Annotated in this window: 18 protein-coding genes; 10 read left to right on the forward strand and 8 right to left on the reverse strand. The window is 69.0% G+C overall.

The window, feature by feature from the left end; translation table 11 throughout:
• Positions 1–99 precede the first annotated feature (99 nt).
• On the reverse strand, positions 100–1290 hold the full coding sequence (locus H4N64_RS10925; RefSeq protein ID WP_186282029.1) for a protein kinase domain-containing protein: 1191 nt from the start codon (positions 1288–1290) through the stop codon (positions 100–102).
• A 389-nt stretch (positions 1291–1679) separates the two neighbouring features.
• Here H4N64_RS10925 and H4N64_RS10930 point away from each other — a divergent pair, with 389 nt between their 5' ends.
• Positions 1680–2624 carry a DUF5655 domain-containing protein gene (locus H4N64_RS10930; protein ID WP_186282030.1) on the forward strand — a complete coding sequence of 315 codons (945 nt, stop codon included), beginning with the start codon at positions 1680–1682 and terminating at the stop codon, positions 2622–2624.
• A 128-nt stretch (positions 2625–2752) separates the two neighbouring features.
• Here H4N64_RS10930 and H4N64_RS10935 read toward each other — a convergent pair whose 3' ends face one another.
• The 4 genes from H4N64_RS10935 to H4N64_RS10950 are packed head-to-tail and all read right to left on the reverse strand — an operon-like array spanning position 2753 to position 5444.
• Positions 2753–4234, reverse strand: a complete 1482-nt coding sequence (locus H4N64_RS10935) for a ThiF family adenylyltransferase (protein WP_186282031.1) — start codon at positions 4232–4234, stop codon at positions 2753–2755.
• Positions 4224–4724: an MPN domain-containing protein gene (locus H4N64_RS10940; protein ID WP_186282032.1), complete on the reverse strand. Its 501-nt coding sequence runs from the start codon at positions 4722–4724 to the stop codon at positions 4224–4226. Before H4N64_RS10940 ends, H4N64_RS10935 begins: the two co-directional genes overlap by 11 nt.
• On the reverse strand, positions 4721–5164 hold the full coding sequence (locus H4N64_RS10945; RefSeq protein ID WP_186282033.1) for a hypothetical protein: 444 nt from the start codon (positions 5162–5164) through the stop codon (positions 4721–4723). Before H4N64_RS10945 ends, H4N64_RS10940 begins: the two co-directional genes overlap by 4 nt.
• Before the next feature lie 16 nt (positions 5165–5180).
• Complete coding sequence (locus H4N64_RS10950) at positions 5181–5444, reverse strand: hypothetical protein (RefSeq protein WP_186282034.1); 264 nt, start codon at positions 5442–5444, stop codon at positions 5181–5183.
• A gap of 137 nt (positions 5445–5581) precedes the next feature.
• Between H4N64_RS10950 and H4N64_RS10955 the strand changes: the two genes are divergently transcribed.
• Complete coding sequence (locus H4N64_RS10955) at positions 5582–6115, forward strand: helix-turn-helix domain-containing protein (protein ID WP_222108818.1); 534 nt, start codon at positions 5582–5584, stop codon at positions 6113–6115.
• Positions 6112–6663, forward strand: a complete 552-nt coding sequence (locus H4N64_RS10960; RefSeq protein WP_186282035.1) for an ImmA/IrrE family metallo-endopeptidase — start codon at positions 6112–6114, stop codon at positions 6661–6663. The genes H4N64_RS10955 and H4N64_RS10960 overlap by 4 nt, the downstream gene beginning before the upstream one ends.
• Before the next feature lie 556 nt (positions 6664–7219).
• Here the strand turns inward: H4N64_RS10960 and H4N64_RS10965 are convergent.
• Positions 7220–7981 (reverse strand): DNA-methyltransferase, encoded by a 762-nt coding sequence (locus tag H4N64_RS10965; RefSeq protein ID WP_186282036.1) that lies wholly within the window; start codon positions 7979–7981, stop codon positions 7220–7222.
• A gap of 636 nt (positions 7982–8617) precedes the next feature.
• Between H4N64_RS10965 and H4N64_RS10970 the strand changes: the two genes are divergently transcribed.
• The 7 genes from H4N64_RS10970 (at position 8618) to H4N64_RS11000 (ending at position 15865) form a co-directional block, all read left to right on the forward strand.
• A complete protein-coding gene (locus H4N64_RS10970) occupies positions 8618–9760 on the forward strand; it encodes an NlpC/P60 family protein (protein WP_186282037.1) in 1143 nt (380 codons plus the stop codon).
• Positions 9761–9845: 85 nt separating this feature from the next.
• Positions 9846–10145: a DUF6112 family protein gene (locus H4N64_RS10975; protein WP_062723703.1), complete on the forward strand. Its 300-nt coding sequence runs from the start codon at positions 9846–9848 to the stop codon at positions 10143–10145.
• Positions 10145–10831 carry a hypothetical protein gene (locus H4N64_RS10980; protein ID WP_186282038.1) on the forward strand — a complete coding sequence of 229 codons (687 nt, stop codon included), beginning with the start codon at positions 10145–10147 and terminating at the stop codon, positions 10829–10831. The genes H4N64_RS10975 and H4N64_RS10980 overlap by 1 nt, the downstream gene beginning before the upstream one ends.
• 33 nt (positions 10832–10864) lie before the next feature.
• Complete coding sequence (locus tag H4N64_RS10985) at positions 10865–12247, forward strand: SCO6881 family protein (RefSeq protein ID WP_186282039.1); 1383 nt, start codon at positions 10865–10867, stop codon at positions 12245–12247.
• A 102-nt stretch (positions 12248–12349) separates the two neighbouring features.
• Positions 12350–13819 (forward strand): SCO6880 family protein, encoded by a 1470-nt coding sequence (locus tag H4N64_RS10990; RefSeq protein WP_186282040.1) that lies wholly within the window; start codon positions 12350–12352, stop codon positions 13817–13819.
• 43 nt (positions 13820–13862) lie between these two features.
• Entirely contained in the window at positions 13863–14318 is a 456-nt protein-coding gene (locus H4N64_RS10995) for a DUF6238 family protein (RefSeq protein WP_186282041.1), read from the forward strand.
• Positions 14319–14338: 20 nt separating this feature from the next.
• Positions 14339–15865: an ATP-binding protein gene (locus tag H4N64_RS11000; RefSeq protein WP_186282042.1), complete on the forward strand. Its 1527-nt coding sequence runs from the start codon at positions 14339–14341 to the stop codon at positions 15863–15865.
• Between the two features lie 127 nt (positions 15866–15992).
• Here H4N64_RS11000 and H4N64_RS11005 read toward each other — a convergent pair whose 3' ends face one another.
• Both H4N64_RS11005 and H4N64_RS11010 read right to left on the reverse strand, forming a co-directional pair.
• Positions 15993–16847, reverse strand: coding sequence for a lipase family protein (locus H4N64_RS11005; RefSeq protein ID WP_186282043.1), 855 nt, complete (start codon positions 16845–16847; stop codon positions 15993–15995).
• On the reverse strand, positions 16795–21408 hold the full coding sequence (locus H4N64_RS11010; protein WP_186282044.1) for a P-loop domain-containing protein: 4614 nt from the start codon (positions 21406–21408) through the stop codon (positions 16795–16797). Before H4N64_RS11010 ends, H4N64_RS11005 begins: the two co-directional genes overlap by 53 nt.
• Between the last annotated feature and the right edge of the window lie 73 nt (positions 21409–21481).

A 21481-nucleotide genomic window follows, 5' to 3' on the forward strand; every position in this document is an offset into this window, starting at 1 on the left:
TCCTCTGTGGACTGTGTGCTCGTGATGTGCGGTGTGCTGCCGCCCACCCTTTGTATCGCCCCGGACCGGCCCCGTCGGCGAAAGGTAAGGAAGAGCGGTTCAGCGCTTCGACCAGGCGAGCGCCGGGCCCATCGCGTAGCGCTTACGCAGTTCGTCGGCGACCCGCCGGGAAGCGGGGGGACGGCCCTTCTTCGGCGCGGGTTCGGCCGGGCGTCCGCTGGGGGATTCCTGCACGGACACGAGCGAGCTTTCGACGTCGCTCTGGGCCGGAGTATCCGGGCTGGATTCACCATCGGACGGCAAGGCGGGGACGCTATCTGCCGGGGCCGCCGACTCCTCGCGCAGCTGCCTCTCCAGCGAGTCGAGCCGGTCCAGCATGGGCGTATCAGGCTGAGGCAGCACCATCGTGGGATGGTCCCTCGGCGTCGTCTCCTGGATCAGAGCGCGCCGTGCCCGGGCCGGACTCGTGCCCAGCAGACGCATGAGATCGGCACACTGCCGCGTCACCTCCTCCAGGGAGGGGCGGTCCTCCGCCTTGTGCGCCAGCATGGCCGACACGACGGGGGTCAGTTCGGCGGGCAGCCCGGACAGGTCGGGGCCGATCTCGGCGTTGACCACCTGCGCGGCCACCGCCTCCCACCGGGCGCCGTCGTACGGATAGTGCCCGGTCGCCGCATACAGCAGCACCGCACCCAGCCCGTACACGTCAGCGGCCTGCGTCACTTCCAGCTCACCCAGTGCCTGCTCGGGCGGCATGCAACGCACCGTGCCGATGACCACGCCGGCCTGCGTGAGCGACCCCTTGGACGCCCCGACGAAGGCACCCAGACCGAAGTCGATGATCACCGGCCCGAAGTCTCCGAGAATGACGTTCTGCGCCTTCAGGTCACGGTGCACCAGACCCGCGGCATGCACGGCGGCAAGCCCCTCGGCCAGCAGCGCGCCAAGACTCGCCACGAGTGGCGTGGACAGCAGACCTTGATCCTTCACGACATCGGAGAGCGGGCGGCCGGGAACGTAGTCCATGGCCAGCCAGGGCTGCTCGGCGAACGGGTCTGCCTCAATGAAACGGGCCACACGACCCGTACCAGAGATCGTGCGCGCCATCGTCGCCTCGCGTTCGAATCGGGCGCGCGTGTGCGGATCCGTGCGGTCGGGCCGGATCACCTTCACGGCGACCGGTTCACCCGCGACCGAGTAGGCGAGGTACACCTCCCCCATCCCGCCCGCGCCGAGCCGCCGCTCGACGAGGTACGGGCCGATACGTGACGGCAGAGACGCGCCGCTCACCGCACACCCCCTGACTCCCGCAGCGAAAGCACACCCTCGCTCGGTGTATGCCCCCGCTCCGCCGTAGAAGAAGCAAAGCACGAGGGGCGTGGACACCGACGAATCACCGCTACAGCCTACTGATCGGCATCGCATAGGAGGAAGTGATCACATCGGACCAGGACCAGCTGCAGGGATCTTGTCCGGAAGCTGGCTATGGATGCAGGGAATGTCGCCCCACTCCGTCCACATACGGCAGGGCCAGCAGAATACGGCAGGGCCAGCAGACCTGTGCCGGTCTGTCCTGGGAGGACGTCCGGAGGACGAAGCAGGCTCAAAGCCAGATCGGAATAGTCACGGGCCCGGTTTCCATTGCTTCTCCTGTAGAGATCGCGCAGAGGGGGACGCTGGTGACCGACCTGAAGCTGTTCCGGCTGGATGCCGATGGCCGGGACGTCGAGCTACAGGGCTCGACGGTGGGGCTGGAGGTGGAGCTTCAGCGTCGGATCGAGGCGGGGATGGAGTCGATGCTCGGCATCCGCTTCCTGGCGTCGGAATACCCGACGGGACCGTGGCACCGGGGCCGGATCGACTCGCTGGGTCTGGACGAGAACGGCACACCTGCGCTGATCGAATACAAGAAGGGCGCCGACAGCGGCGTCCTGTCGCAGGCTGTCTCCTATCTGTCGTGGTTGGACTCCGCGCGCCACGAGTTCGAGGCACTGGTCAAGGAGAAGCTGGGCTCCGAGGCCGCCGAGTCGATCGACTGGCGGAACCCTCGGATGGTCTGCATAGCCGCTGGTTTCTCGCACCACGACCGAGTCGCGGTGCATCGCCTGCGCGAGCGGATCGACCTGGTGCGCTACCGCCTCTTCGAAGGTGGGCTGCTGAGCCTGCTACTGATCGAGTCCACGCCCGGGTCTACAAGACCGACCTCGGGCCGGCGTCAGAGTCGCGGGCGGGAGGTCACGGCTAGTGCCGCCAGCAACGACGGGGAGACGTCCGTCCAGGCCACCGCTACTGCTGCCGCGATTCCTGGCTGCCTGCAGAACCTGTACGCCGAGCTGGACGAGGCCCTCACCGCCTGGGGCGAGGTCGAGGTAGCTCAGCTTCGGCACTACATCGCCTACCGCCGGATGGTGAACGTCGCCTCCGTCATCTTCCGCCCGAAGCATGGGGCGATTCTGATCTACCTCAAGATCGACCCGGACACGGTCGAGCTCGAGGAGAGCTTCTCGCGTGACATGCGCGGTATCGGCCACCTCGGGACCGGCGACCTGGAGGTCCGTATCGCCTCGGCAGCCGACCTGGAGAAGGCGGGACCGCTGATCCGGCGGGCGTTCGAGGCAGCCTGACCTTCGAGGTGGGAACCGTGATGGCCGCTGCGGCGGGACGTTGCTATTTCACACCTCAAGGAGCTCTTCCTCAAGCTGCGCCCAACTCGGCCAGGTGCCACCGGTCTGCCGCCACCTCCAACCGGGCGTCAACGGCGGGTGCGTCGGGCTTCTCGGATGCGGTTGATGAGAGCAGCGTCCTTCTGGCACACGCACCCGGGGGTGGGAAGCCGGTCGTCGATCATCTGGTCGGGCCGGGGGCCGAAGCGGGTGTCGTATTCGATGCGTCGTGGAGGCCCGCTGAACAGGCCCGTGCTGCGGGCGATCCAGGCGCCGACGACGAGGCAGGCGGCCTGCTGGGCCACGAACGCGGCCGAAGGACGGAACCCGTCGCCCGTTCTACCGGTCAGCTGAGGCGAGTTGATCAGCCCGCACACCGGCCGTCCGAGGAATTGCCCGACGAATTCCCGCTGTTGATTGTCCAGGCTTTCCAGGTCTCGTTCGGTCAGCGGCTCCTGCCCGAGGGCGATTCGGGATAGCGGGAGCCCGGTCAGTTCATGCAGTCGCTGCTCCGCGCTCTTCCCGGTGTGGTTGGCCTTGAAGTAGCAGCGCAGGCAGGGGCCGGTGGGCAGTGCCTCGTGCAGGGCGACGGTTGTGCCGACCGGGCCGCCGGTGCTGCCGTCCAGGATGAGATCGGCCTGCAGCCGCTGCAGGTCGTGCCGGGCCTGGACGCTGTCCAGTCCGCCGAGGACGATCCGGGGCCACGGCAGGGTGCCCGCATCGACGGCCTCGATGGAAGCCTGGATCGTCCCGTGGAACGGGGTCACCTCGATCCGCCGGAGGCGTGCGTCGATCAACCGCACCTTCGGCAGGCCCGCAGCCGCGTCGGCCAGGGTACCGATGCTGTACGAGGTGACGTTGGGTTTCTCGAAGACCTCCCTGTCCACCACCGTCAACTCGCCGGAGACCTGCAGCAGGTCCAGGACCAGGGCGATGCCGGTGCCGATCGCGCCGCCCCCGCCCAGCAGCACCTGCTCCAGCGCAGGCAGCGGGGCGACGACGATCCCGGGCTGCTCACCGGGGAGGACGGGGCAGAAGTCCACCACCGGGGTCACCTGGAACTTCCCCTCCGGCAGCCCGGCAACGACCTTGAACGCCTCGCCGGCCAGCATCGCCGCAGTGAGGACCGCCCCCAGCCCGGTGCCGGGCGCGTTGAGCCGGGGGAAAGGATGACCGGTGTGCCGCAGACGGACCCCGTGCCCGTCCGGCGCACCGGCCACCGCAGCACCCAGCGGTGGTGCGGTTCCCACGTGTAGATGCAGCGGCGCCTTGCCCTGGGCCTCGCCGATGCGAAGCGGCCGGTCCGGATCGATCCCGGTCGCCGTTTCCACCAGCCTGCGGATGAGTTCGTCGTCGAGCCGCCCCGGTCCGCGGCCGGGGTCCAGACTCAGCCGGACCGGCCACCGGCGAAGGTCCGCCACCAGTACTTCGAGAGTCTCGGCGGCCGCGGGAAGGTGCGCGTCCCCGGTCAGGTGGATGAGGATGCCCTCCATCCGCTCCTGCAGGGTGGCCTCTTCCACGCCGGCGGCCAGGCCGCCCAGGCGTACGCTGCGGCTGTAGTCAGTACTCACGGACACCCTCCTCGCCGAACACCACCGTGCGCGCCGGGGGCAGCGCCGAGTCGACAACCGGAGTGGTGCAGGGCACCCAGTCCTGCTCGAAACGCCACCACCCCCACGACTCCGGGTCGGCGGGCGGCGCCGCGTAGGTCGGGACGACAGCGCTGACGAACTTCGGCACCCGCAACGAGTACGCGCGGTCGGTCCGCGACAGGAAAGCCTCCTCGGGGTGCGAGTGGATCATCGCCCGCACCCGGTAGGACCGTTCCTCGGCGAAGCTGAACAGCCGGTCGTACGCGACCGCGCTCACCGTGAACAGACCCGGACCCCGCACGATCCCCGCCGTCCCGGCCACCGCCACGACCAGCACGTGCATGTCCGACTGCCCGGTCAGCAGCAGCGCGCCGGTCTCCTGATCGGCCAGCCCGTGGCGCCGAATCTCCTGGAGCACCGGGTCGACCGCGCCGGCCGGCAGCACCAGCTTCCTCGTGTCGGTGGTCATCCGGCACACCTCCCGTCAACGCGATCGATGTCGTCCTGCACGTTCTCCACCACGTACAGGAAGGGATTGCCGGTGCTCCTCCAGGAGTGCGGCCCGCTGCTCCACTCGGGGTGGAGCCTCTGGCCTTCGGCGGTGAACGGCTTGCACACGTCGTTGGAGCCGTAGCGGTAGCCATCCGCTCCCGGCCAGGCACTGGGCGCTCCGACTCCGGATGCGCCGATCGACTCGACGAAGACAAGGGAGGGCGGCCGGTCCGGGTAGACCGTCCACTCGATCCGGGCGATGAACGCTGCGCGCTCACCGTTGTTCGGTTGCACCTCGGCCCAGTACAAGCCGTCGGGGTCCTGGTCGCGGTGGTGGAGGCGGCCGGCGGTCGAGGAGAGGAACTCCTCGACCGCCGGGACGTCGCCCGCCAGCCGCAGACGGCTCTCGAGATCCACGACTGACTCCCCGGCTCTAGCCGTTGGTGGTTTCGGTGCGCAGCTTCAGGTGCAGGGCCTTGGCGTGCCCGGCCAGCTCGCCCACCGTTGCCTCGGGCGGGACCTCGTGCCCGTCGTGGAAGAGGTAGTAGCGGGTGGTGCCGTCGCTGGTGAAGCCGAAGGCGGTGAGGCTGTCGGACAGAACGCTCGTGGCGGTTACCTGCGGGTCGTAGTGGTGCTGGTACGGGTGCTCGGCGAGGGCGGAGGTCACCGTGATCTTGATCTCGTGGGGCTGGGGCATACCGATCTCCTAAGGCGTTCGGGGGTGGTAAAGGGGCACCGTGCTGATTCAGCAAAGCGTCAGTGAGTCCAGTGTGATCACCTCGTGCCGATGCAGTCAAGCTTCATCGCCGTATCGCTGCGCGCTACGCTGCCCGTATGAGCCCCGACCGGAGCCAGCTCCCCCTCCCGGACCCCGAAATGACCGGACCGGACGCTGTCGAGCAGTTCGACATCGCCGAACTCGGACGCCTACTGAAGGAACACCGCGGCCCCCTTTCTCTCCGGCAGGCCGCCGCCGAAGCGGGCGTCAGCTTCAGCACGCTCACCCGGGTCGAAGCCGGCGCTCAGCCTGACCTCGCCACCTTCACTCGCCTCTGCGCCTGGCTCGGCGTCTCCCCGAGCCGCTTCTTCACCCCGACCGCCACCCGCCAGGTGTCGCCCCTCGACCAGGCCATCACCCACCTCCACGCAGACCCTCGGCTTACCGACGACGCGGCGAACAAGATCAGCTCTGTTCTGCGCGACCTCTACGACGCCCTCGCGAAGGAGGCGGTCCCCGCCGCACCCGCCATTGCCTGCCACCTCCGGGCTGCCTCGGTGCTGCGTCCTGGCGTCCCCCAGCGGCTCGCCGACCTGCTCACCGACATGAACACCGAACTCGAACGACTCGTCGAAGCAGGCGAACTGTGACCCTCCCTCGAGGCTTCAAGGCCAACGCCGAACGAGAAGCCCTCCGACTGCGCCGCGAACTTGATCTCAGCGACACCGATGCCCTGAACGTCGACGACCTCGCCGCCCACCTCAAGGTCAAGATCGTCAGCGCCGAGAAGCTGGTCAGCCACACCCGCCTCGAAGAACTCGAACGGGTCCAGGCGTACGCTTTCTCCGCCGCGACCTTCCAGGTCTCCGGCAGGAACATCGTCGTTACCAACCCGCTCCGAACCCCGGGTCGCAGGGCCAGCGACGTGGCCCACGAGCTCTCCCACCTCGTCCTGAAGCATGACCTCACCGAGATCCGCGAAGTCAATGGCATGCCCTTCAGGACCTGCCGCCCCGACGAGGAAGAACAAGCCACTGCCTTTGGCGGAACACTCATGCTTCCCCGCCCCCTGCTGCTCGGCGCAGTCCGCCGCCAGTGGGGGCCGGCGCAGATCGCCGAGCACTACGGAGTGACCGAGGAGATGGCCCGGTACCGGTACAACACCACTGGGGTGGCCAAACAGGTCCGAGGCCGCTGACGGTGCCCGAGGAAGGCGCTGTCGGTCTGCTGCCTACCGCCGGGACGTGCGTGGGAGCGGCCAAGCACTTCGGCTGGCGGGCTCTATGGCGCATGCCAGGCTGCCGCCAGCGATGAACGACGCGCGCGTACGAGCGGTGTGACGGTACGTCGACGCTCAGCGGGCGCCAGGCGGTCCCACCGGGCAGCTGCTCAAGGAGGATCGTTCTGCTGACGTGCGCCAGCAGAACGATCAGCAACGTCCGACCTACTTCCGTGGCAGCGATGCTCATGCGTTCACCCTTGCCCGCGGGGCCAGCCCCGGCACCGTGGAGGCAGCTGTGCGGGCGGTGCGCTGAGTGTCAGAGCGGATGCTCAAGCGACGGGAAGGACCCCCGGCTGACCGGCAGCAATCTGCTGAGCGCTTCCAGATCGGGGCCAAGTGTTTCAGATCAGGTCCACGCACCCTCGCTCACCTGCGGCGATGGGGTTTTCTCCAAGCCCCGGTGACGCGTGTTTTACGTGCCACCAGCCGCTCGCTCTGTATCTGCGGGCCAGCCGTTCTCCGTTCCTAGTCTTTATTCCTCTGGCCCCGCCAAGACGAAGTCCTCACGAGTGAGGTGCTGTTGCGTTGCCTGCAACAGTCGCTGTTCGGCGATGTCGGCATAATGCTCGGACAGCTCGACGCCTATGAACTGGCGACCTTCGCGCAAGGCGGCGACGCCAGTCGTCCCGGAGCCGGCGAACGGGTCGAGGACCGTTCCGCCTGGCGGGCAGATCTTCACCAGCTCCTGCATCACTTCCACGGGCTTCTGGGTGATGTGCACGCGGCCCTTCCTCGGCTGGCTGGCTGTGTAGAGGCCGGGCAGGTAGACGGGGTTCCGGTTGGCGTCGACCGGCCCCTTGGTTCCCCACACGATGTACTCGCACGACTGCTTGAGTCGGCCCTTCTGCGGCCGGGAGACCGGCTTGTGCCACGAGGCGATCCCGCGCCAGGTCCAGCCGGCGGCCTGGAGCGCGTCCGTCGTCGTCGGCAGCTGCCGCCAGTCGGTGAAGACGAGCGCGGTGCCGGACTCGACGGTCGCGCGATAGGACTCGGTGAGCAGGAGCGTGAGCCAGAAGCCGTACGAGCGCTGGTCTCGGTTCTCGCCGGGGAAGTTGGCGAGGTCGTGCTCGGCGTCGGCCGAGGTGTACTTCGCGCGCGCGGAGCGGCCGGTGCGCTCGCTGCTCGTTCGGCCGCCGCTGTTGTAGGGCGGGTCGGTGATCACGGCGTCGACGCTGCTGTCGGGGATGCCGGCGAGGGCGGTCAGCGCGTCGCCTCGGTGCAGGGTGTACGGCATTGCGCGGTTCTCTCTTTCAGGGGGCGGTCGTGCGCCCTTTTCTCCGCTCGCGGAGGGAAGGGCGCACGTCGGCGTGGGTCGCTCCGCGGAACTGCGAAAGCAGCCGCCGTGGCGAGCAATGCGCTGGAGGTTAACCCCGAATTCCGGCCGCACCCAATGAAGCAGATCTCAGCTCAGTGCCCCGAAACCGCCCGAAGCAGGGGCCGTTTGGTGCGGCCGGACTTCGTCTCTACAGTCTCGCCGTGTTCGCAGGACGGGACCTGGTTCCGCCCCTGCTGAGCTGTGTCGATGCGTGCCGTTCCGTCCAAAGGACAGCGTGCCTGACACCCCACCGACTGGCTTCCTAATCGGCGAAGGGGGCTCTCCCTATGTGGCGAGTGAGATTACGAGCGCGGCTGGCTGCCGCTTTCCAGTAAGGGGCCAGCGGCCGGGAGTTAGCAGCTCCCGGCCCTGGTTTCCCTGCCTCCCCCCCCAGAGGTTGCGAATTCATGACCGGCGCGGTGCCGGTGGCCTTTTCGACGAGAACGCCTGCGCCGCGCTGCCTACGAGTAAGGAGCTGCCGATGGAGCATGCCCAGGCGCGCCCGTCCCGAGGGCCAAATTCCCTGTCCTGCCGTTCGGCGTTCGGCCCGCGTCCGTGAAGAAGGCCATTGCCATAGCAGGGGCCGTGGCGCTCGGCCCGACGTTGTTGATAGCGCCGGTCGCTGTCGCTCTCGCTGGTTCCAACAGTGCTCAGGCCGCCTGTTCCGCGGACGGCGCGCAGGCTGTGGACAGCACGGCGGTCGCGAAGCAGGTGGAGTCCATCCTCACGGGCGACGGCAAGGGGTCCGTGTCCGTTCCGGGGCTGGATGACCCCGAGGAGCAGATCCCGAACGCAGAGACGATCCAGGCCACTGGCATCGCGATGAAGGTGCCGGCACGGGGGCAGATCGTTGCCCTGGCCACGGCTCTGCAGGAGTCGGGGCTGCGGAACCTGGATTACGGGGATCGGGATTCGCTCGGCCTCTTTCAGCAGCGCCCCAGCCAGGGTTGGGGTACGGCTGCCGAGGTTCGTGATCCGGTGCACGCCTCGACGAAGTTCTACGAGGGCCTGCTCAAGGTCTCGGGCTGGCAGTCGATGACCGTCGCCCAGGCCGCGCAGGCGGTTCAGAAGAGCGGTTTCCCCGACGCGTACGCGAAGTGGGAGCCGCTGGCCACAGCCCTCCAGAAAGCCATCGTCAAGTCGCTCGGCCAGAACGGAAGTTCTGGCAAGGACAGCGACACCAGTGCTGAGGCCGAGCAGACGACCTCTTCGGCGGCTACCGCGTGCGACACCGGCGGGGACGGGTCCTCGTTCGGCCCGATTCCCGCGGGGTCCGTCCCCGAGGGCTACAAGATCCCGGCTCGTGCGCCCAAGTCGGTGCGCACGGCGATCCGTTGGGGTCTTGGTCAGCTCGGTACGCCGTATCAGTGGGGCGGTACGTGCTCCGCTCCGCATGGCCAGGACCCGATGGGCCGGTGCGACTGCTCGTCCTTGATGCAGGCGTCGTACAAGGCCGGCGGCGTCTTGCTCTCCCGGACCACATACACGCAGGTCAAGGAGGGCAAGGCGGTCAGCGTAGATGCCCTCAAGCCGGGTGACCTCCTGTTCACCCGCGGCACGGCCGCGGCACCCGAACACGTCGGGATGTTCATTGGCCAGGGGCTGATCCTGCAGGCCCCCAAGACCGGCGACGTGGTCAAGATCTCGACCCTCGCCGACTGGCGCGCGGACATCGTCGCCGCCCGCCGGGTCGTCTGACCAGCTTCTTCTCCCCCTCCCCTCGCTCCCTCTCCTCTCGGGCCCTCGCGCGCCCAAAATCGCACTGGAGTTCCAAGTGAAGCTCATGCAGCACGCCCAGTATCTGGCGTACAACCCCGGCATCACACCGAAGGAGGGCGGCCTCCCCGGCCTCAGCGTGCTGAAGAACGTCGTCTCCTCGATCAACCTCTTCGGGATCATCGCGGTGGTCGGCGCCCTGGCCATCTCCGCCATGGTCTGGGCGTGGGGTCACCACAGCGGTGGCCACCAGGCCGAGGCGAACGGGAAGAAAGGCACGGTCATCGCCGCCGGGTGTGCGCTGCTGCTGGGCGCGGCCAACGGCATCGTCGCGTTCTTCTCGGCGATGGGGACGCAGGTCCACTGATGCCGAAGAAACGTTCCCTCTCTGCCCAGGGCCGCGCCTACGGGGCGCCGTCCTCGGTCCTGCGACGTGCCCTGCTGGGCGGCCTCGTCCTGGCCGTGCTGCTGGCCGTCGCCGGTCTCCTCGCGTATCTGACCCGCGCGGAAAGCCCCACCGCGACCCAGCCCTCCCCTACTCCGACGTCCACGCAGCGGGCCGCGTCGCCAGAAGCAACAACCGGCAAGGGTGCGGCAGTTGCGGCACCGCCCAAGACGAGCGATCCGATCGTCTTCGCCAAGGCGGCCACCAAGGTGCTGTGGACGTACGACACCCGCTCCTTCTCCCGTGCCGAGCACGTCGCTGGGCTCAAGCGGTGGATGACCGGCGAGAAGAAGTACGCCGACTGGGAGTCCGTGTCTGACCAGATACCCAGCCCGGTGCTGTGGTCGCGGATGCACGACAACGGCCAGCACGCGAGTGCCAAGGTCGGCGAGGGCCACTTCCCGCAGGCGTTCAAGACCGCCCTGGCGCAGGATCCCGGCGCGATCACCGATGCGTACGTCTACGCCGTCACGGTCACCGGCAAGCAGTCCATCGCCTGGAAGGGCTCCGGGTCCGGAGCCGAGTCCCGCGCTACGACGCTCGCCGTCCAGTGCCGACCCGACCGTGCCTGTGCCCTGGTCGGCGTGCTGCCGAGCGTCGCGCCCTGACCGCCCCCGAAACCCTCGAAAGGAGGTGCCCTCATGGGGGCTTGTGACCTTCCCCTGATGCAGACGGTCTGTAACACCGTCGGCGGCGTCGTCGGTTCGACCGGCGAGGCGATCACCGATGGCATCGGTGCCTGGATCGCGAAGTCGATGGGCGAGCTAGCTCAGTCCGCCGCGGACCTCGCCTCGACGGCGGTCGACAAGACCACGGCCGTCGATCTCAACGCCGACTGGTTCCGCAGCAACTACGAGCTGCTGCTGCCCATCGGTCTCGTGCTGACCGTCGCCACGTTCTGTCTGCAGCTGATGCGGGCCGCGTGGCGCCGTGACGAGCGCGCGCTCGCGCAGGCGGTGACCGGGACGGTGGCGGGTGTCCTGTTCGCGTTCGCCGCGATCGCCTGCACCACCGTCGCACTGACCGTGGTCGACGCGCTGTCCGCAGGGTTGTTCAAGGTGGCGAACAGTTCGGTCGACGATGCGATCCGCCGCGTCATCGAGGTCAACAACCTCGGCCCGATGTACGCGTTGGGCTGGACCATCCCCGCCGTGGTCGGCCTCGGGTGCGCCATCGGCGCGTTCCTGTACTGGGCGGTGATGGTCGCCCGCAAGGTCGGCATCCTGGTCCTGGTGACGCTGGCCGTCTTCGCCGGCGCGGGCGGCGGCTGGGAAGTCGCGCGCCGCTGGCGGCGCGGGTGGATCGAGGCGACCGCGACCTTGATCGTCAGCAAGCTGCTGATGACGATCGTGTTCCTGCTGGGCGTCTCGGCCATGGGCAAGAGCGACGCCTCCGACGGGCTCGCCGCCCTGTCGGACGCGATGGCGGGCATCGTCGTCATGGTCCTGGTGATGCTGTGCCCCTACGCCACGTACAAGTTCGTGCACTGGGCGGCCGACGGCGGCGGCCAGGAGGACCTGCACCGTACGGGTGTCGCCGGGGTCGCGGTGGCGGCCGGTGCGGCGAAGACGGCGGGCCAGCTCGCGATGCAGGCCGGCACCGGCATGCCCGCTCCGCAGGGCCCGTCGAAGGTTCCGGGTCAGGGCTGGGGCGGTGTCGCCTCCGGCATCGACCCGACCGGCGGACCGGCCGACGGCGACAAGCCGAAGCAGACCCACTTCCGTTTCGGCGAGGACCCGAACGCCACCGGCGACAAGGGCCGGGCACTGATCCGGCGGCCTCCCACCGATGGTGACCGCGGGCAGCCGCTGGTCCAGCGCCCCGGTCAGGAGGCGGCGGCCGACGCGGGACCGGTCTCCTCCGGGCCAACGCCCCAGGGCGCGGCGGTGGCTCAGCCGCGCATCACGCACCTGGATCCACCGGCGCCCCGGCGTCCCGGGCCGGTGGGCGGGCCGTCTCCGCAGGGCGGTGCGACGCCGCAGCGGTGGGTCTACCCCGAGCCGCCGGGTGGATCGGGCTCGTAGCCCTCGCCTGACGGGACGGGCGGCAACGGTCGCCTCCAGCGCCGCCCGCCCCGTCGGCTCCCCCTTCCTTTTTGCTCTCCACGTTCCAAGGACGGCTTCGCCATGCTCTCCGACACCTCTCAGCCCAACGGCCCGGCCACAGTGAAGTTCCCGCATCGCTCGCGACGCGGCATCTTGCTCGGCCTGTCGGCTCCTCAGCTGATCGTCGTCACCCTCACCGGGCTGCTGCTGCTCGCGGTGCTGCTTACCTCCGGCGTCCCGGGAGCGCTCAAGCTCATACCACTGTGGGTGGTCATTCTGGCGGCTGTTTTCATCCGCCATCACGGTCGGTCCCTCGCCGACTGGGCGCCCATCGCCGCGGGATACGCGCTGCGTCGTTTCCGGGGCCAGCTGGTCTGGCTCGCCCGGCCGTCCACCCGGCCGCGCCGCGAGGGCCTGCTCCATCTCCCGGGTACGGCGGCGTCCCTGCGGGTGGTCACCGCTCCGCGCGGTCGTTTCGGTGCGGTGCATGATCCGCACCACGGCACGCTCACCGCGGTCGTCAAGGTCTCCTCGCGGGCCTTCGCGCTCCTGGACCCGGCCACCCAGTCCAACAACGTCGCAGGCTGGGGGCGCACGCTGGCGGCTCTGTCGCGCACCGGGCACATCGCCCGCGTCCAGGTCCTGGAGCGCACGGTGCCCGACTCCGGTGACGCGCTCAACCGCTACTGGCACGAGCACGGCGACGAGGCGACCCACCTCGCCGGACCGATCTACCGCGACCTGCTGGCCGCTGCCGGCCCGGCCGCGGCCCCGCACGAGGCGTACGTCGCGCTCGCCCTCGACCTCAAGGCCGCCCGCCGCCTGATCAACCAGGCCGGCGGCGGGCTCACTGGCGGCTTCGCCGTCCTGGCCCAGCTCACCGCCACCTTCGATCAGGCCGCCCGCAACTCCGGTCTCACGCCCAGCGGCTGGCTGGACGCAGCCGAGATCGCAGCCGTGATCCGTACCGCGTACGACCCGAAGGCGTCGGCCGCCTTGGACCAGTGGTCGGCCTCGGGCCGCCCGCAGGCCGAGCCCGCTGCCGCCGGCCCCGTCGTCCTGGTCGAGAAGGCCGACCGGATCCAGACCGACTCGGCCCACCACGCCACGTTCTGGATCGAGAACTGGCCCCGCATCGAAACCTCACCCGGCTTCCTGCACCAGCTCCTGTTCACCTCCGGTGTGCGCCGCACGCTCTCGCTGACCTACGAGCCCAAGGGCCTGGACTCCGCGCTCAAGGATGTACAGCGCCGCAAGGCCACCGTGATCGCGGACGCCGCCGAGCGGCAGCGCAAGGGGCAGGTCGACTCCGAGGAGGACTCGGTCGAGTACGCCGACATCAAGCAGCGCGAGCGCCAGCTGATCGCCGGCCACGCCGACGTCGCCCTCACCGGCCTGCTCACCGTGAGCGCCGACACCGACGAGCAGCTCAACGCCGCCTGCGCCGCGATCGAGACGGCCGCCGTCGCCGCCCTGGTCGACTTGCGCCTTCTGACCTGGCAGCAGGCCGAAGCCTTCACCAACGCGGCCCTGCCCCTCGCCCGCCCGTAGCGCACCCGCACCACCATCTCGCGCTCTACCGAAGGGCACCCTCATGCCGACCGAGCCCCTGCCCGAACTGGCTCCGGACTTCGTCCCGTTCGCCACCGCCGCGCTCGACTTCCACCAGGCGATCAACATGCCGGTCGCCCCCATCGCCGCCGGCCGTGCCGAACTCGACTCCCTGCACGCCCACGTCGTCGCGTTGTATGGGTTGCTTGAGGCCCACACCGTCCGCACGACCCCGGTGGCCAGGGCGGAGGGCGATCACTTGCGGGCGTGCCGGATTCGGCTGTGGCAGGCAGCCGAGCACCTCCACGCAGCCTTCCACGCCGCCCCGAACCCGGGCTCCGGCCGTCTGCCCAGCCGGGAGGCGTGCCGGTCCCGGCTGCCGGAGGGGGCACCCGAACTCACCGTGTGCCAGCGCCATTTGGCCACCGCCGCCCGAGTCCGCCGTGATCACACCCCGGCCGATCTGCACGACCCGTTCACCGGCCTCACCCGCCACTGACCGCCAGGAGCACCACCCCCATGGCCTCTCGTACCCGCGCCAGCGCCAGCCCGCTGTTCGTGCCCCGCAAGAGCGACCGCCGCACGGCGCGCGCCGCCCGCCATCAGTTCGCTGCCGCCCGCGACCAGGCCCGGCACGCCGCACGTCCCGAAGCCCGCCCGACCGCGCCCGGTCTCGACGCCGAGCTGCGGGCCACTTACCCGGCCAGCGGTCGGCCCGGTCCGGCCTCCGCCCGCGGCGGCCGTCTCAAGCTGCCCGCCCACCGGATGACCACGGCCACCGCGTCGGGGGCCTACCCCTTTCTCGCGGAGGGCGGCCTGGGCGCGCAGGGCATCTACATCGGACGTGACGTGCACGCGGAAGCGGCCTTCACGTACGACCCGTTCGCCCTGTATGGGCGCCTCGACGGCTTCACCAATCCGAACATCCTGCTGGCCGGGATCATCGGCATGGGCAAGTCCGCCCTGGCGAAGTCCCTCGCGGTGCGCGCCGTGGCCTTCGGCTACCGGATCTACGTGCCGTGCGACCCGAAGGGCGAGTGGACCGTCGTCGCACAGGAGCTGGGCGGTCAGACCATCGCGCTGGGCCCCGGTCTGCCGGGCCGCCTGAACCCCCTGGACGCACCCGCCCGGCCGTACGGCGTCAGCGAGGAGGACTGGACCGGCGAGGTCCGCAAGCGGCGCCTTCTGCTGCTCGGCTCGCTCGCGAAGACGGTCCTGGGGCGCGAGCTGCATCCCATGGAGCACACCGCCCTTGACGTGGCGCTCGACCAGGTCGTCGCCTACGCCGAGGCCAACGGCACCACCCCGCTGCTGGGCGAGGTCGCCTACGTCCTCGGCTCCCCCGACCGCCTCGATGCCGCGCTCGGCGAGCTGTCCGGCCGACTCGGACATGCCGCCGAGGACCTCGCCCACGCCCTGCGCCGACTCGTGCACGGCGATCTGGCCGGCATGTTCGACGCGCCAAGCACCGTGGCCTTCGACCCGAGCGCGCCGATGCTGTCCATCGATCTGTCCCGCCTCGGCGGCGCGGGCGATGACACCGCGCTCGTCCTGGCCATGACCTGCGCCTCCGCCTGGATGGAGTCCGCGCTCGCCGACCCCGCCGGAGGACGGCGCTGGGTGATCTACGACGAGGCCTGGCGCGTGATGCGCCACGTCGCGCTGCTGGAGCGGATGCAGAGCCAGTGGAAGCTCTCCCGCGGCCTGGGCATCGCGAACCTGATGGTCATCCACCGCCTCAGCGACCTGCTGGACGCGGGCGACGCCGGCTCCCGCGGCCGGGCCCTGGCCGAGGGCCTGCTCACCGACTGCTCCACGCGGATCATCTACCGCCAGGAAGCCGACCAACTCACCTCCGCAGCATCTTTGTTGGGCCTCACTGGGGTCGAAACCCAGGCCGTCTCCGCTCTCACCAAGGGCCGTGGATTGTGGAAGGTCGCAGGAAGGTCGTTTATTACGCAACATCTTCTTCATCCGCGTGAGCGCGAGCTGTTTGACACGGACGCTCGGATGTCACCGGTCCTTGATCGTCCGCATCGCTCCTGAGGGGGAGTTGGACACGGCCCGACGGTGGCGCCGGGGCAGCGTCGTGCACGGCGGCGGTTCCCGGAGGGCGGCAATCCGGTCCGCAGCGCGTGGAGGACGGCGACGCCAGCGCTGTTCCGGACCGGATCTAGTCACGTGTGCAGTGAGGAGCCAGCGCGGCGGCTGTCAAGCCGTGGGCAAGGTAGGTGTTGAGGGTGTGGAAGTCGACCGCGGCCATGTGGGCTTCCTGGTGGGCATCGACGGGGAACCGGTCGCCGAGGCGCCGGGGAAGTGCCACCAAGTCGCCGGAATCGGCGATGTTGATCCAGTGGAGGAGGCCCTCGGGACGCTGCCCACGCCCGGCTGTGTCAGGTGCGGGATCCAGCATGTCGAACACGGCACCAGGCAGTCCCAGGGGCGAGCCGAGCGTCACCAGAACCTCCACACCGAGACCGCCGTAGGCATGCAGGGCTTCGTAGGTGACAACCGATCCCAGCGAGTGGGCCACCACGACCTTCGCGTCACAGGCCCGAATGGTCTCGGCCACCGCGTCCCGAGCCTGACGACGGCGCTTGGGGGAGGCGAGGTAGCCGAAGACCTCCGGCATCAAGGCCACAGCGATCCTGCTGAGCGTCCGGGCGGCGATTCCCCGCCTGCGGGCGACGAGGTCGACCGCCTGGCGCAGGGGCAGCCCGCCCCACGACTGGCCCTCGGCAGGCTCAGCCGGCAGGCCCACCACCCGCAGCCATTCCACAACGGCCTGCTGCTCCGCCGACGTGAGCTGATCGAGCTCGTCGCCCGCGCCCTGCGACTCCGCGTCGCGCAGGGTATGCGCGTAATAGGCGGCCGTGACGTCGGGAACCGCGAGGTGGCCCAGGCCCGCGTCCTTGTATCCGCACGCCAACCGATCCCGCCAGCCGGCCGCGAGCTTGTCTGCAGCGTCATCCGGCTCAAGACCCCGCTGGTAGTTGCGTACCCCATGGACGACCACGATCCGGCTCATCAGCCCCCGTTCCACTGTTTGCATCTGACATGTGCGCAAGGCCCGCCCAGGTGAAGAACGCCACCCGGGTCCCGAACCCCGCGAAGACGCCGACGTCGCTGACAGCAACCGCGCCAAGGCTGTCGGGAAAGTCGGTCTCTCCCACCAGCCCGCCAGGACCACGAGGATCCCAGACGCCAACGCGATTGTCCTCACCCGAGGTCACCAGCAGCGTGGTCTCCGCGTTCCTGGCGAACGCCACGGACGTGACCGCTTCCCCATGCGCCCGAATGTGCGCCAACTCCCGTCCCCTTTCCAGGCACAGGACGCGGATGAATCCGTCGCCGTCACCGGTGACAACCACCTCATGCCCGTCCCACCGGCCGATCGCCATACCGGTGATCTCACCAGCATGGTCCTCGACCAGTACGCGACTTCCGCCCGATGCCGAATGCACGGTCAGGCTGCTGACGACCGACCGCGCAGAATCAACTCGCCGGATTGCCTGGCGCGCGACGACCACGATGCTTTCGTCCCTGTGCCGCCCCAAGGCAAAGCACTCAGCAGGCCTGCCGTGCCGGTCCTCATCGTCCAGCACCTTCTCCGGTTCGTCTTCTCCCAAGACGAGCACGAAGATGCCGACGCGCGTTTGCACGACGACCTTCGTCGCACCGTCGACGTCTTCCACGGACAGCTTCTGGACCGTTTGGTGCCACGCGACAGGATCACACGCCGACTTTCCGCTGGCGATGTCGCGGATCTCGATCACGCTGTTGCGGCCAACGCCGCGCCCCATGACCAGGACATTCTTCCCAGCCAGACAACCTACCGCCACAGCGGTCAAGTCCGGGACCCTGCCGGACAGCATCTTCCTACCCGTGAGGGCATCCCACGTATAGAAGGCTCCATCCTCACTCACGCTGGCAGCCGGAAGCCGACCGTGACTGGCTGCCTTGCCCACGGCAACATGCTCCAGCGTGGAGGGGTGCATGACACTCTTCAGCAGCGACGACTCACCGCCTTGCGTGCTTTGCGCCAGCAGGACCGTCTCCCGCCACCACGGCGGCGTCTTCGTCGTGTCGCGCACCCATCCCACTGCCGCCAACTGCGTACCGTCCGCCGCCAAGGTATAGACCCCTGCCAGGTCCTCGGGCAGCCAGGGCACAGTGCCCGGCATGGACGCGCCGTCAGCAAGGGCTAGCGCACGGATCCCGGAGCCCGGCTCGAAGTAGGCGAAGCACGGCCTGCCGTCCTCTCCCATCAGGACTATCCCGGAACGGTCCTCACCGACGCCGTCCAGCAACCGGGAAGCACCGGTCCGAACGTCCCATACCCGGGTGCCGTCGCCGGCGCCCGTCACGAGGAACGGCCCTCCAGGACCAGGGAGGATCTGCAGATTGGTGACGGCCCTCTGGCCTCCCGGCCACACCACATGACTCCTGCCTTCGGCATCCCAAACATGCACGGCCCCGTCGACGGCACCGGCGATGTACACCTCTGTGCCGTCAAGCACAGTGGTACCGACCGCAGTACAGTCGTACCCCTCGATTTCCAGGTCGGGTTCGTACAGGTCGGCCACACCGCCGTCGGCCTCCAGGCCGGCCAGCCACCCGGCCAGCACGTCCAAGGACGCCACCCTGTTCCCGGCCAGGTCGTACGCGGTGACCTCGCCACCGCCACAGGCGACGACGAGCGGCCTGTCGCCCTGTTCGACGATCCCGAGAGCGATCACAGGAACGGCATCCGTCGGCAGAGCGATCTTCATCTCGCCGGTATCGAGGTCCCACGCCATGACCCGACCATCAGCCGTCCCCGCCGCCACCAACGCGCCGAAGCTGCCGTAGCCGCCACACAACGCCACCAGGGGACTTTCGTCGGGAACGTCCAACCTGGACAGGCAGATCCCCATACGGACGTCCCACACCTCCAGCTGCCCCCCGTAGGTATCACCAACTGCCAGCCACCGGTCTGCGCACCGCACCAGAACGGTGCTGAAGCCACTCTCGGGGGACGATCCGGCGGACTCTGTGGGCAGCTCGGCCGTACCCCAGGCGAAGTCCAGTGCCCCGTGCCGCGGATGCTGTGCCGTGGGCTCCTCCATCGCGTCCAGCGCCTCCACGAGCCATGTCTCGCCCCAGACCACAGCCGTGTTCCGAAGCCATTCACGTCGCTGCCACGGCTCATGCGCGGCCGACAGCGCGGCTCGACTCATCAGCAACGCGACATCCCCGCGCACGGTGCAACTGTTCCTGTGTTCATGCAGCAGCAGCGGATCGCAGAACACCAGGAAAGACGCAGACAGAAGCAGTTCGTCCAGCGCTCCGGCATCGACAGCGTGCTGGGCGGCATGCCGCAGCACATACGGCAGCGCCAGACTGAACCTGCGAGAGGTCACCGCAGCAGGTCCTGGCACCGTGTCGAGCACACGCCTGAAGATCTCCGCGCGGCTCACCCGCGCGTGCACGCTCCGCAGATGATCGACAAGGCTCTGGTGATAGAAGCGGTATAGCCGCTGCCCGTCGCTGTCGGTACTGAACCGCAGGTAGAACGACGCCGCCGACAGGGCCTTGCCCACATCGTCCAGGTCCGGCGCCGCACCATCAGGAGCCACGAACGTCTGCGCGACGCTGTGAATCACCTCAAGCGGCATCCCCTGCCCGTACCCGTGGGCCACCGCCGCCAGTACGGCGGACATCGCCGGCTGCTCCTGCTGCAGCATGTCCAAATGCAGGTCCAGCATGGCGGGCAGGTCCGCCGGGACCCGCTCGATCACATCCTGAACACTCGGGGCCGCCTCCAGGTGCACGAGGTAGTGCGCGAACAGCGACGCCAACAAGAACGCACCCGACTTGTGGCGCCGCCCCAGCTGCTCCGCGACCGCGCCAGCCGTGTTCTTGCGCAACACGGCTGTGCCGGGCCCACTGTAGGCCCGGGACGTCTCCAGAACGTCGCTCAGATAGTCGGTCAGGTCTGTGATCCTCTGCGCGACCGAGACCCTGTCCAGATCGACGATCCGTTCCGCGTCGGCGAGTTCCTTGAGCAGCGTCGCGTACTTGGCCTCCCAACGCTTCGAGTCGTCCAGTTCATCGAGTTGTTCCTCGTCGGCCAAATCCTCAAGCAGTACCGCGTACTTGTCCCACCACGGCCGCGTCCCCACCAGCACCCGGCACAGGACCCGGTCCTCGTCCGGGTCCGCCGCGTCCAGCCGTCGGCGCCCGCCGGCCAACTGTTGCAGCACCTCGACCAGGGCCATGTCCAACGACGCCTCGTCCAGAGCGTCCACCACGACCGTCACGGGTCGGCTGCGCTGTTCGGCGATCCGGTCCAGCACCGCCGTGGCCGTCCAGCCCCGCCCCGGATCCTCATCCAGGCCGAGCTGAGCGGCAATCGACGCCAGAACCTCCGCAGGTCCGCGCTGGCGGGCGTGGACAGCCACCAGATCGGGATTGGCCTCAGGCCTGACCTCCCGGTCGACCGCCCCGGCGATCTGTCGCGTCACCTCTCGCAGCTGCGGATGGGCCAAGCAGGCGACCACACCCAGCAGCGCGGACTTTCCCGAACCGGGACTGCCAGTCACCACCATCAGCGACGGCTCACTCGGCCCCTCCAGCCACCGCTTGATCACCCCCAGCTGCTCTTTGCGACCCGTGAAGAAGCACCCCTGTGCGATGCCCTGCTGCTGCGGCGTTCCCGACGCACGTGAGATGAAGTGCAGCGGGTCGAGCGCCGGGTCCACGGCCGCCGCGAACTGCCACAGCCCCATCTCAACCGCCTGCCGGAACTGTCCCTCGGCTGTCGCGCGGTAAGAAGGATTGGGCAGGAACGACGGCACCGGCACACGCGCCTCCGGATGCGCGGTCCTCAGCACGCTCTGCGACGGGAGTTCCTCGGCTGCCGCCGACCTCGCCAGCTCGCGGTCGATCTCGCGGGCCAGTGTCTCGACCGGCACATGCTCCAGCGCGGGCGAGATGTCGAGCTGTCCCTCACGCAGACGCTCCAGAACGGCACCCACCGCTGACGTGAACCGCGCCTGATACGTCTTCTCGTCCGGTGCGCATGCCGCGATCACCCACGCGCGCCGGTCCTCAGCCCTGATCCCGTCCATGAGCTGCTGCACCACTGCCCGGCCAGCCCCGCACACATCCAGCAGAAGCAGCACAGGTGTTCCGCCCGCCACCGTCTCGGCATCGAGCAGCAACGACCCGACCTGTGCGGCGGTCCACGTCGAAAGATTCCTCCGCGTCGTCTCCCGCGTGGCCAGAAACAGTTGCTGATTGCCCGGCCCCGGGATCCCATGTCCCGCGAAGTGCACGATGAGAGCCTCGGCCCCGGCGCTCACCTGTGCCTGGAGCAGAGCCTCCCGCCACAGGCGCATGAGCGTCTCGCAGTCAGGATCGTGTGACGCCTCACCACCCCACACGCTCAGTCCAGGCATCTTGGCCAACTGGGCCGCGAATCGCGTGACGGCCGGCGCGACAGAGGGCAAATCCGCCAGCGTGCTCACGGGGGCCAAAGGATCCGAGCCGTCGTCACTGTCGTCACCGTCGAAGCCACCTACGCCGACGACAAGCACCTGCGTCACGTGCAACCCCCGCCTTCTACACCCCCAACAATCCTATGAGGCGTGGTGGGCCGCCAACCCTTGGCTGCCCGTC

It is taken from the genome of Streptomyces cupreus (assembly GCF_014257025.1).
GTDB classification, from domain to species: domain Bacteria; phylum Actinomycetota; class Actinomycetes; order Streptomycetales; family Streptomycetaceae; genus Streptomyces; species Streptomyces cupreus.

Coding starts and splice junctions, on each gene's coding strand:
- H4N64_RS10980 (WP_186282038.1), top strand. CDS start 10,145: ATGCCGAAGAAACGTTCCCTCTCTGCCCAGGGCCGCGCCTACGGGGCG.
- H4N64_RS10985 (WP_186282039.1), top strand. CDS start 10,865: ATGGGGGCTTGTGACCTTCCCCTGATGCAGACGGTCTGTAACACCGTC.
- H4N64_RS11005 (WP_186282043.1), bottom strand. CDS start 16,847: ATGAGCCGGATCGTGGTCGTCCATGGGGTACGCAACTACCAGCGGGGT.
- H4N64_RS10990 (WP_186282040.1), top strand. CDS start 12,350: ATGCTCTCCGACACCTCTCAGCCCAACGGCCCGGCCACAGTGAAGTTC.
- H4N64_RS10995 (WP_186282041.1), top strand. CDS start 13,863: ATGCCGACCGAGCCCCTGCCCGAACTGGCTCCGGACTTCGTCCCGTTC.
- H4N64_RS11000 (WP_186282042.1), top strand. CDS start 14,339: ATGGCCTCTCGTACCCGCGCCAGCGCCAGCCCGCTGTTCGTGCCCCGC.
- H4N64_RS10940 (WP_186282032.1), bottom strand. CDS start 4,724: ATGACCACCGACACGAGGAAGCTGGTGCTGCCGGCCGGCGCGGTCGAC.
- H4N64_RS10965 (WP_186282036.1), bottom strand. CDS start 7,981: ATGCCGTACACCCTGCACCGAGGCGACGCGCTGACCGCCCTCGCCGGC.
- H4N64_RS10950 (WP_186282034.1), bottom strand. CDS start 5,444: ATGCCCCAGCCCCACGAGATCAAGATCACGGTGACCTCCGCCCTCGCC.
- H4N64_RS10955 (WP_222108818.1), top strand. CDS start 5,582: ATGAGCCCCGACCGGAGCCAGCTCCCCCTCCCGGACCCCGAAATGACC.
- H4N64_RS10975 (WP_062723703.1), top strand. CDS start 9,846: ATGCAGCACGCCCAGTATCTGGCGTACAACCCCGGCATCACACCGAAG.